9 protein-coding genes are annotated in these 11,065 nt (G+C 69.7%); 1 reads left to right on the plus strand and 8 read right to left on the minus strand.

Translation table 11 applies throughout. From position 1 onward, the window contains the following. Nucleotides 1-8: 8 nt before the first annotated feature. From ACIBH4_RS21190 to ACIBH4_RS21225, 8 genes are all read right to left on the minus strand, one after another. Complete coding sequence (locus tag ACIBH4_RS21190; protein ID WP_362765626.1) at nt 9-2,816, minus strand: hypothetical protein; 2,808 nt, start codon at nt 2,814-2,816, stop codon at nt 9-11. Then, nucleotides 2,813-4,111 carry a CHAT domain-containing protein gene (locus ACIBH4_RS21195; RefSeq protein WP_362508276.1) on the minus strand — a complete coding sequence of 433 codons (1,299 nt, stop codon included), beginning with the start codon at nt 4,109-4,111 and terminating at the stop codon, nt 2,813-2,815. The genes ACIBH4_RS21190 and ACIBH4_RS21195 overlap by 4 nt, the downstream gene beginning before the upstream one ends. 5 nt (nt 4,112-4,116) lie before the next feature. Next, a complete protein-coding gene (locus ACIBH4_RS21200; RefSeq protein ID WP_362508166.1) occupies nt 4,117-5,877 on the minus strand; it encodes a hypothetical protein in 1,761 nt (586 codons plus the stop codon). Further along, nucleotides 5,874-6,809, minus strand: coding sequence for an AAA family ATPase (locus ACIBH4_RS21205; protein WP_362508169.1), 936 nt, complete (start codon nt 6,807-6,809; stop codon nt 5,874-5,876). The genes ACIBH4_RS21200 and ACIBH4_RS21205 overlap by 4 nt, the downstream gene beginning before the upstream one ends. Further along, nucleotides 6,806-7,147: a CU044_2847 family protein gene (locus ACIBH4_RS21210; RefSeq protein ID WP_362508172.1), complete on the minus strand. Its 342-nt coding sequence runs from the start codon at nt 7,145-7,147 to the stop codon at nt 6,806-6,808. The genes ACIBH4_RS21205 and ACIBH4_RS21210 overlap by 4 nt, the downstream gene beginning before the upstream one ends. Before the next feature lie 335 nt (nt 7,148-7,482). Further along, the gene (locus tag ACIBH4_RS21215; RefSeq protein ID WP_362508174.1) at nt 7,483-8,118 is read right to left on the minus strand and encodes a hypothetical protein; all 636 of its coding nucleotides are present in this window, start codon (nt 8,116-8,118) and stop codon (nt 7,483-7,485) included. A gap of 13 nt (nt 8,119-8,131) precedes the next feature. Next, complete coding sequence (locus tag ACIBH4_RS21220; protein WP_362508177.1) at nt 8,132-9,253, minus strand: transposase; 1,122 nt, start codon at nt 9,251-9,253, stop codon at nt 8,132-8,134. A 61-nt stretch (nt 9,254-9,314) separates the two neighbouring features. Further along, nucleotides 9,315-9,986 (minus strand): hypothetical protein, encoded by a 672-nt coding sequence (locus tag ACIBH4_RS21225; protein WP_362765623.1) that lies wholly within the window; start codon nt 9,984-9,986, stop codon nt 9,315-9,317. A gap of 254 nt (nt 9,987-10,240) precedes the next feature. On the opposite strand from ACIBH4_RS21225, the gene ACIBH4_RS21230 reads away from it, so the two are divergent. Beyond that, nucleotides 10,241-10,930 carry a ThuA domain-containing protein gene (locus tag ACIBH4_RS21230; protein ID WP_362765620.1) on the plus strand — a complete coding sequence of 230 codons (690 nt, stop codon included), beginning with the start codon at nt 10,241-10,243 and terminating at the stop codon, nt 10,928-10,930. Nucleotides 10,931-11,065: the final 135 nt, after the last annotated feature.

An 11,065-nucleotide genomic window follows, 5' to 3' on the forward strand; every position in this document is an offset into this window, starting at 1 on the left:
GCTCCGCCTCACGGCTGCGCCAGCCAGAGGAAGGGCTTCTCCACGTCGATCGGATGCACCTCGCCGCGTACCCGGACCTCACCGGCGGGGTGGGTGCCGGATTCGGTGGAGGAGGCGGGTTGACCGCCCTCGCGTCCGGGGGCCGCCGGAACGATGTTCTGGTGGTCCTCCATGTCGAAAAGCCTCTTCCTGGGATCGAGATAGAAGCCGATCGACGAGGTCACGAAGTATCTGGTCCGGTTTTCGTGGAACAGGCGGCCCAGGACGTTCGGCAACATGCCGGGGTATACGTCCGACAATCCGCACAGCTGCGTGAACAACTCCTCGGCGTCCTCGCCGACCACCCGGGGAAACCGGAAGGGGTCCTCGGGGTCGGTCGTGAGCAGTCTCAGCCGGTTAGCCGTCTCCAGCACCCTGTAGTCGTCGAACTTGGTCACGCAGACCGCGAGACGGTGCGGCAGGCGACCGGTCTCGTCGAGAGGCAGGCCGAGCTTCGGCAGCGTCCTCAGGAAGAAGCCGGTGGCGTCGTCCCACCCGGATTCGCGGAGGGGGTCGAAGAGATAGATCAGATCGTCACAGGCGGCGAGCCATCGTGCCATGTCCTCGCGCGGCCTACCTGAGGTGGTCATGGAGCCGAGGTGGAGGACGACGCCGGTCTCACGGCGCCCCATCCCCATGAAGCCCCGGGACAACCGGCTCGTGCGGATCGTCACCTCCGCGTCGTCCAGGTCGGCGCTCGCCGGGGGGAACCTGTGTTCCCGTACGAGGACGTCGGTGAGTGCGACGAGCCGAGTGGCCGCCGCGCTGTCGGCGCCCAGCACCGACAGGCCGGAGTTCTGGCGCAGGACCGCCACGTTGAGCGCGCCGAGAAAGGCCGACTTGCCGCTGCCCACGGCGCCCAGCAACCCGATACGGCGCACGATGTGTTCGGGTTCGGCTGCCAGATCGCGCCCGGCCGCGAGTACGCGCGTGAGCGCGGGACTCCCGGCGGAGGCGACGTGCCGGATGGCCATCGCGTCCACGAGGGCGGCGGGGTCGGCCCGTCGCAGTTCCACGGCGTGGTCGGCGCCGATCCTTCGCAGGTGCGGGGACACCTGGCCGGGTGGGTCGTCGGTGACGGCCATGAGACGCACCCCGCGCTCGGCGAGCCGATCGGTCAGCTTGCGATGGTCGTAGCGGTTCGGGCAGGGAAGCGCGGTGTCTCGGCTCGCCCTGGCCGGGTGGGGCGGTTGCCCCGCCAGCACCAGCAGGACGACAGGCCGGTCCTGCTCACCGGAGGGAAGACGCTCGTCGATGTAATGCAGCGCGTCCTCCAGGGGAGCCGCCCCGGGGAAGACCGCCGACGTCGACTCCAGATTCGCCAGTGACTCCAGGGCGTCCTCCGCGGGCTCCAGCCAGGAGCCGGTGACCACCGGCCGGCGCCCGTCGCCGCGGCGCTTGTAGTCGTGGTAGGTGTAGCCGACGACCGCGACGTTCACCTCGCCGGGATAGGTGACCGCGAGCCGTTCGATGGTGTCCGCGGCCAGTTGCCTGCGTCGCTGGACCGCCTCGTGCCTCCCGGACATCTCGATGGCGAAGATCACGTCTGCCCGCTTCGGCGGGACGGGAGCGGGACGGGCGTCCATCTCATCCAGCACGTAGGCGGCTTCGTCCAGGAAATCGACGTCGACAGGCGGCGGGGCATCGGTATCGAGGTACGACGTGATGGGGTCCGGCACGAGGGCGGGGCGTCCCCAGAGGTTCGGGCCGTTCATCCGGTCCGGACCGCCCGGTCTGCTTCCGGGCGCCTCGGGCAGCTGTCCGGGAAGCAGTCTGTTCACCTCACGCATCGTGATCGCCACCCCGCCGCCGAGGCCGTCGGCGGAGGCGACAATTCCGACGACGGCCGCGTAGCCCGGCGACCACACCGGGGCGCCGCTGAGGCCGGGATCCAGCCGATGGCCGGGGTCGGTGGTGAGCGTGACGTTCCCGTGAGCGAAAGCGGGATCCACCATCCCCTTGACGATCACACTCCGGCCCTCGACGCCGACCGGCCCCTCCACCAGCCACCGCCGCCCCACCAGGTCGTCCACCTCCTCCAGACGCAGGGGCGCCGCGACCACCTCCGGTGAAGGGGGCTCCGCGAGCAGCAGGAACGCGGGGTCGCCCGGAGACGCCCCCGACAACGCGCCCGAGGTCCCCGCCACCGAGATCACCGAGGCGCCGTATCGGCGCGTCGGCGTGTTCGACCTGGGAAAGGTCACCCACAACCGGTCCGTGGGTCGGTGGCCGGTTGGGACGACGACATGGGCGCAGGTGAGCAGCCGGTTCTCGCCGACGAGGACTCCGGCGCCCACCGGCCTGGGATCGTCTCCCCGATGGATCGCGGCGATCCAGGTCCTCTCCCGCCTTGTCCGGTCTCCCGGCAGGGGAATCCCGGGTATCGCCTGAAGGTCGACCCGACGGTTCTCCCCGGGCGGGAGCGCGGTGATGCGTACGGGCAGCATGTCGGTCCTCACGGTGGCGCCCCTCTGGGTGCTGAGGCTGAGCCGGAGCCTGTGGTCCCCGGCCTCTCCTCGCGCGGTCACGACGAACCTGGCGGGCCCGTACGTGCCACCGAACCGGTGAAGGATCACCGAGATGTCGTCCACCGACTCGACGGCGATCCGCTCCCCGCCGTCGAGCATGCAGCTGAAGACGAACTCCTCCTCCCGGTACGGCCACTCGTCGCCGGGCCGCGCGAGCCTGAGGTCCACCGTGACCAGATACTCCTGGCCCACCGTCATGGTCCGGGGCCAGCTGACCAGCGGCTCCAGCTGGATGGTGGGCGGACTCACCGGGTCTCCTCGCGTGGCGTCGGCCTCAGGGTGGTCTCCGGGCTTCCGAAGTACGCGTACATGAAGGCGTAGAAGAACGGAAGCAGCTTCCCGACGGCTCCCTTGTCGTCCTCGTCAAGGTCGTCCCCGATCGAGGCCGACACCCTTCTTCGATGGTCGCGCAGGGCCACGGCGACGGGCGTCTCCGGGTTCTCGGAGAGCGCGTCGAGCAGGCCCTTCGCCAGGTCGTACCCGTGTTTCAGGCCGACCTCTCCCATGGTCCCGATGAACCCGGAGGCCCCCGCGTCGAGGAAGACCCTGGCGAAGCTGCGCAGGACGGTGTTGTCGAGGTCGGGGTCGACCCTCTCCCTGGCGGAGTGGCAGGCATTGAGGAAGACGAGTCCGCCGGCTCGTTCCAGGCGGAGCAGGTCGCGCGCGTGGACCTGGCGGAGACTGATCCCGCGCTTCGAGTCGCGAGAGCCCTCGAGGAGTTTGATCTCGGCTCCCAAGGAGGGTTTGTCGGCGTTCCCGTATCTTCCGTGGCAGGCCACGTAGACCAGTGAGACGGGGTCGCCCTCCGCGTCCAGAAGATTCAGCAGGTCCTTGAGGGTGACGTCCGTGGTGGTCGTCCGGAATCGATCCAGCAGGGCGCGGTCGTCGGACATGTCGGGAGCGACGTAGGCGAGGATCTCTCCGGTGCAGTCGGTCACCGCGGCGGGCGGTGTCCCCACCGAGCGCGCGATCGGGAACAGCGCGCCCAGCCACTCACCGGCCAGGCCCCTGTCACGGTGCCGCAGCAACTCCCAGGGGAGGTCGTAGCCTGTGAAATCCTCGATGATCATGCGCACGTCGTCGCCGTGCGCCCGGCGGATCGCGGAGATGAAGCCTTTGAGACCCTCGCTCGCGTCCTTGGACCAGCTTCTGAGGCGCCAGAACGTCTCGACCGGAGACTCCCCGCCGCTGCCGCGACGGATGAGGTCTCCCAGGGCGAGCTTGGGAGGCCTCACCTGTTGCGGCTGTCTCTGGTAGGTGAGCGCGATGCCGCAGCAGCAGATCCCCGCGAGTCCGTAACTCTCCCTGCCGGTGCCGCTCTCCCGCCACACGTTCAGGCGGGCGGTCCTGGGGGGCAGACCGGCGGTCGGGTCGACGGAGGTGGAGGGAAGGACGGTTGTCGTGGAAACCTCCGCCCCGGAGGCGCCGACCGGTGCCTCCGCCACCCCGGGATCCTCGGGGGGCCGCGGACGCGCCGGTCCGGCGGCGTGCGGGTTGAAGGGACGTCCGCCGTTGATCAGCGCCCTGCGCAGCCCGTTCGGCATGCCGCTCACCGGGGTTCACCGCCGTGCTGAAGCCGGGCGCCGCAGGCCTCGGCCAGCGCGCGGGTCAGGGTGGCGCCCGGTCGGGGCCCGGGATCGAGGACGACGGCGTGGATCCGTTTCATCCTGCTCAGTTCTCGTGCCATCGCCAGCGCGTCCTCCACTCCCTCCCTGCCGACGAGGTCGGGCAGCTCACCCGTCGCGCTCGCGCGCAACGGGATGTTGCCGCGCCCGTCGGTGACGATGACGAGCAGCACGTCGTCGGCGGGCACCCTCCCCAGGTGGAGCCGGTGGCGCAGCGTCTCGACGGCGAGGTCGAGCCCGTGCGCGAGCGGGGTGCAGCGGCCGACGGGCCGTTCCAGTGCCCGTACGACCCGCGGGTCGAGCAGGCTGGACGCGCTGAACCGCTGGGCGCGGAGCTCGTTGGCGACGCCCGCGGCGCCGACCTCGATCACACAGACACCTGCCCTGCCGGTATAGGCCCACTGCAGATAGGGGGCGAGGGCGTCGAGCCAGTTCCAGCCCGCCCTGCACGTGTGGTCGAGGACGAGGACGAGGAGCCTGGCCGGGTCGGCGCCTCGGCGATGGACCCTCAGATCCGGCGGGATCAGGTGCAGGGGATGCGGGGGGCGCGAGTAGTGATCCTCGCACCGCCGGGCCTGCAGGGGAGCGGCGCCGAGGATGGTGGCGACGATCGCCAGGTCGCCGAAGGCGCCGGGGCGTGATCCGATGGACCTGCCGTGGCTCGGCCGTGAGGAGGAGTGCCGCGTCGTCTGGGAGCGAAGCGACCCCGGGTCCCGTTCCGGCTCGATGTCGTCCTCCGGGTAGGGGCCGCCGAGGTCGGCGGGCGGGGCGGGGCCCGGAGCGAGCGGCTCGGCGGGAGCCGGGGAGACGACGTCGAATCCGTCCGTTCGCGCCTGCGGGGAGCGCTCCTCCCTGTCGCGCCGCCGCCTGGACCCTCCGCCTCCCACGGTGGCGTCATCTCCCCGGACGCCACCGCCGGGGCCGGAGTCGTCGCCGTGACCCCGGCCGCGTGGTGGGGGGAGACGCAGGAGCGACACCGCTCGCTCGACGTCGGCCTCCGTGGTTCGCGCACGGCCGTCGAGGGTCGCCAGCGCCCGGCCGATCCTGGCGAGGGCGAGGTCTCGGCGCGCACCGGCCGTGCCTGTCGCGGTACGGCCGACGACCTCTGTGACCACCTCGTCGGGTACGGTCGCCGGCCGGCCCCCGGCCAGCGCGCGACGCCACTTCTCCGACGGAGGGTCCAGGTCGGCGGAGAGTCCTGAGGCGTCGATGCGCAGGGGGAAGCGGTCGAGCAGATGTGGCGGGATCCGGCCGATGTCGGCGCGGGCGCAGACGGCCACCCACCGGCTTCGCGGTGCCCAGGTCACGCCGAGCCCCTCGCGCTCCAGGTGGGCCACGTCGGTGTCCAGGAGGGTGAGCGCGGCCCGCTGCCCGGTGAGCGAGAGCTTCGCGAGGTCGGAGACGAGGACGGTGAGAGGAGGAGCGCCGGGCCTGTCGACCAGGGGCCCGGGGGAGACGCCGAACGTGGGCCCGGAGGACAGGCCGATCCACGCGCTGTCCGCGACGGCCGACGCTCCCAGCACGTACGGGTGGGGGTTTCCGAGGAGTGAGCCGAGCCACTGCCCGACGTCGAGCAGCAGGGCGGGCTCAAGGTCGAACAGGAGCACCCCGCGAAGCCGTGGATCGAGCGCCGCGCACGCCAGGGCGTACCTCACTCGCGACGCGGTCGGCATGGCCATGGTCACCCCAAGATGATCGTGTCCAGCTGGTCTCGCTCCTTGGCGGTCCACTTGATCGACTCGCCGTACACCGCCTCGGGAAGGCGGTGCGCGAGGGCGAACTCGGCGACCGCGCGGACGTCGTCGGACGTGACGGTGCCGTGTCCGTCCAGTGCCGCCCGTGCTCTGGCGGCGAGTGCCATCACCTTCTCGCCGCGGTGTCCGGCCACCTCGAACTTCGCCGAGATCCGGGAGCAGAGGCCGAGGATCTCGTCCGGCATCTTCACCTCTCCCACCCTCGCCCTGGCCCGGTTGAGCCGCTTTCTTATCTCCCGGTCCTGCCTGGCGCCGTTCTCCAGCCACGAGGAGTCAGGCTTGGTGATCTCCTCCTCGAACCGCAGGACCGTGCGGAGGATCTCGTGCCGCTGCTCGGCCGCCGTCTCGGCACTCACGGGCACCAGCAGGCCGAACCGGTCGAGAAGTTGCGGGCGCAACCACCCCTCCTCCGGATTCATGGTGCCGACCAGGGTGAACTTGACGGCGATCGTCGGCCGGTCGAGCCCTTCCCTGTGGACCACGAGCACGTTGGTCGAGGTGACGTCCAGGATGATGTTGACCAGGTGGTCGTCGAGGAGGTTGACCTCGTCGATGTAGAGGAGGCCCTGTTTGTCGGCGGCCTCCAGCAGGCCCGGCTGCCGTTCGGGCTTGCCCGCCATCAGCGCGTCGATGCTCCAGCCGCCCAGCACGCGGTCCTCGGTGGCGTTGATGGGCAGCGTGACGGGAAGCTCGCCGTAGGCCATCAGGCTGAAGGAGCGCACCGTGGTCGACTTCGCCGTGCCGCGCTCGCCGCTGACCAGCACGCCGCCGATGCCCGGTGCGACGAAGGCCAGCTCCAGGCATCGGAGCAGGTCGGTCTGTCCGACGACGTGGCTGTAGGGCAGAATCCGCACCTTGGTCATGGAGCCGGCTTCCTCCAGCGCAGCGTCACCATGATCTGTGCCCCCGAGCTCAACTCCACGATCTTCGCGCCGACCTTGCCGTCGACCTTCACGGCGAGCTGCATCTCGAACTCGTCGGGACGGGTCTTCTCCTCCATGGCCTCGATCTGGTTGCGCGCCTCGTAGGCGCAGTTCGCCACCATCTGGAGTGCCTCGCTGAACAGGTGGCGGCTGATTTCCAAGGGCTTTTCCAGTGCCCCCCGGGTGTCGTCGTCGTAGATCGAGGCGTGGTCGTTCGTCTCGAATTCGTCGAGCTCTATGTTGATGACCCCGTGACCGGAGGCAGTCGGAGCCGCCACCACAACCATGAAACCTCACAGGAGATCGATGTTGTTCGTTGTGCCGCATGGCAGGTCATTGATTCTGCCGTAGATGCCGGCGTGCGTCACCATATCCACTGATGTGCTTTCTTTGGAATACGGCTCGGTTGATTCTCCTGCCGTCGGTCCTTCGGATGAGATGTCTCGTTTCCGACGGGGTTGGGGCTGGGCTTTCGTGTCGCCGCAGGTCGTGAAGGTGCTCACTCCCCCGGGGAGTCGACCGTCTCACCGCGGCGGGAGCCGAGGGGCCGGCCGCGTTTCGCGGCCTTCGCGCGTGCCGGGGCCGCCGATGTGAGGGCCGTGTCAGTGCGAGATCACAAAGATCCATAAGGTGATTTAGGTGGAATAGTACGAAATATCATTCTAATTCTGGTTCGATGCTGAAGGGGGGAACGGCGGTCCGGCGTCCATCTCCGGTCCTGCGCCGACGCGTGACCGGAAAGTCGCCGCCGCCTCGTCGCCGTATGACCGGAAATCTCGGGAAGGCGCCGTCGACGCGCGGCCAGAAAGGCCGCCTCGATTCGGCGGATGTGCGATGGGAAAGCCTGACCCGGCCGGATCCGCCTTTTCTGGAATCCTGTTCTTTCGCGGCAGGATCTGTCATTCGTCGAAGTGGTGCCGCGAAGTTCGACCCGTGTTTCCGTGGAGTCGTGCCCGCGCCGTACGATCATCGTGGTGCGGTCGGTGCCGGGGTTCCAGCAGGCGCGTAGCACGTCGGCGCTGTGCCGCATGACGGCCGCCCACTGGCCCAGCAGCCGTCCACGCTCCTCGTCGGTCAGGCGTCCCAGAATGTCAGGAGTCGTGCGTACCTGGGCGATCATCCACCAGTCGCTCCGGTCCGCGCACCGGTCGAGCAGCATCGACGCGATCTCGTCGAACGGGTTGTCCCGCCCGGACAGGGTCATGACCCCACGGCTGAAGCCGGGGGCTTGCAGCTCCTCGCCACTCACCGGATGTGAGGGTTCAGGCCGCGTGCGGCTGCATGACGGCAGCCCAGCCCGCGACACCGCGTGCGGCGATGTTGCGGGCTGCGTTGACGTCGGCGTGCTCAGCGAAGCCGCACGACGTGCAGGAGAAGGTTTCCTGGTTCGGCCGGTTGCGCCGGTCGATGTGCCCGCAGGCCGAGCACCCCTGGGAGGTGTAAGCGGGGTCGACGTACATCACGGCGACCCCGCTCCGGGCGGCCTTGTAGGCGACGAACGCACCGAGCTGGTGAAACGACCACGAGTGCAGCGTGACCCGCTGGGGCCTGCGGAGCCGTACCCGCTCGCGGATGCCCTGGAGGTCTTCCAGGGCGATGCCGCGTCCGGTGCGTGCAGCCTCGGTCACGATGGTCTTGGAAATCACGTGGTCGACGTCGCGGGCGAAGCGCGCCTCCTTGCGGCGACGCCGCTTCAGCAGCCGTTTGGCGGACTTGGTCTGCTTGGCCTGAAGGCGGCGGCGCAACTCCCGGTTGCGGTGGCGGACCGCGTTCAGGTGCTTGCCGCAGTGCCGGGTGCCGTCGCTGGTGGTGGCGATGTTCGCGATCCCGAGGTCGACGCCGAGGAAGGCGTCCGGTTCGGTGACATCGACGTCGGGGACGTCGCAGGTGGCCGTCAGCAGCCACAGGCCATCGCGGTGGATGAGGTCGGATTCGCCTTTGCGGTAGGCGGCCAGCGCGCGGGCCTGGTCGTCGGAGCAGCCGAACCGCAGGCCCTTCATCCGGCCGCCGGTGGTCCAGATGGACACGGTGCGCTCTTGGACCTGCCAGGACAGGCACCGGTCGTCGAACGGCTGGGCGGCGTCCGGGCGGAAGGCGATCGGCCTGTCGAGCGGCTTGCGGAGCCCCGCCTTCACCTGGGCTTTCACCGTCGTGTAGGCGTCGGAGACCTTCTTGATGACGTGCTGGGCGGGCTGGGCCGACAGGCCCATGTCCTTGAGTTGGCCGTAGGTGTGCCTGCGCAGGTCGTAGTTGCGGAACGTCTTCGTCTGCCAGGCGATGCCGGAGACGAGGTTGGCCGCGTCGTTGCACAGGCGCAGCGTGTCCGCCAGCGCCGCCTCCTGGGCGGGCGTGGGGAACAGCCGGACCTGCACAACGAATTTCACGCTGTGAAATCTACCCGCTCGGACCGGCATGTGCGGCGCCGCACGCCATTCCTCCCCAGGGCTAAAGCCCAGGGGATCCCGGCGAACCGTTGCTGAACTTCCGGCGCGTTTTACGGCGCGCGGTGTAGTACGCCACGAAGCACGCGGCGTCGACGTCGGAGACGAACCGCTCCAGTGGGATGTCCGCGCCGAATCCCGTGACGCCCACCATGAGCAGACGTCGCTTGACCTGCTCGGTACCCAGCGTGCCCGCCTTGGCGGCGACCCGGCGCAGCACCCTGAACCGGCGGTTGTACTGCCGCTTGGACAGATCCATGCCCGCGGCCTCCCGGGCGTCCCGGTTGAGCCGGTCGGCCAGGAAGTCACCGCGGTCCGGCGTCCACCGGATCTCGCGTCCCATGTTCGCCGCGAACTCCAGCAGCGACTCGGGAACGTCGGGGTCGACCTCCACCGACCGCTCGAACAGACGGCTCGCCGCCGCGACCTGCCGGGCACCACCCACCGGCCTCGCGTAATCGGTGGACATCGAGGAGAACCGGTCCGCGCGACGGGAGGAGTACCTGGCCGCGCGCTCCAACACCACACGCTCGCGCCGCGACAGTTGCCCGTCCAGTGCTCGCAGCACCAGATCGGCGACGTCCTCGGGCCGGTACCGCCGATCCAGTGAGTCGTGCAACTCGGCGAGGATCTCCCGGCAGGATCGGCCGCTGTCCTTGTCGTCGTGGAACGTCATGGAAGCAATGATCTCGGCTGGTCCGCCCCGGCTTCGACTGGTTTATCCGATCGCGGCCATCTGGCCCCGACCGGCGCCGGTGAGCCCCGCCGAGCGGGATCCCGGCGTCCGGTACCGCCACGCGCGGGAGTACGGCACCCAGCGATCTACGCGATACGGCTACTTCCTGTGAAAAATGGGGATTTAGGGTACGTAACATCATCGCGGTGATCACCGCGATGTTCGTCGTCACGATTGGTGTGGGTGCTCCGTTTATGACCGCTGATCCGGCATACGAGGTTCTGGTCTTCTCCAAGACGGCCGGGTTCCGGCACGACGCCATCCCGGCGGGCATCGCCGCGCTGGGCGAACTCGCGACCGAGAACGGCTTCACCGTCGACGCCACCGAGGACGCCGGTGTCTTCACCGCCGAGAACCTCGCCCGATACCGGGCGGTCGTCTTCCTGATGACCACCGGCGACGTGCTCGACGCCGGGCAGAAGACGGCGTTCGAGTCGTACGTCGCGGACGGTGGCGGATACGTGGGCGTCCACTCCGCCGCCGACACCGAGTACGACTGGCCCTTCTACGGCGGACTCGTCGGCGCCTACTTCTCCTCCCACCCCGAGATCCAGCAGGCGACCGTACGGGTGGAGGACGGCACGCACCCCTCGACGGCTCACCTGCCGACGACCTGGGTGCGCACCGACGAGCTGTACAACTACCGCACCAACCCGCGCTCCACCGTCCACGTGCTCGCCACGCTGGACGAGTCGACCTACTCCGGCGGGTCGATGGGAGCCGACCATCCGATCGCCTGGTACAGGACGTACCAGGGCGGCCGGTCCTGGTACACCGGTCTCGGCCACACCATCGAGTCCTACACCGAACCGCACTTCCGCGCCCACCTGTACGGTGGGCTTCGCTACGCGGCCGGGGTCGCCACGGGCGACTTCGGGAGCTGACGGCTTCGCGGTTCCGGTGAGGAGGGTCCCGGCCCGGGTGGGCCCGCCCGGGCCCCCCGGCCCGGCGACCGCACCCGCGGGCGGCGTGGGGGGCGCCGCGCCCCCGCGGCCCCCCGGGCGCCCGCCCCCCCCGGC

This window comes from Streptosporangium sp. NPDC050284 (assembly GCF_044459525.1).
Taxonomy (GTDB): Bacteria; Actinomycetota; Actinomycetes; order Streptosporangiales; family Streptosporangiaceae; genus Streptosporangium.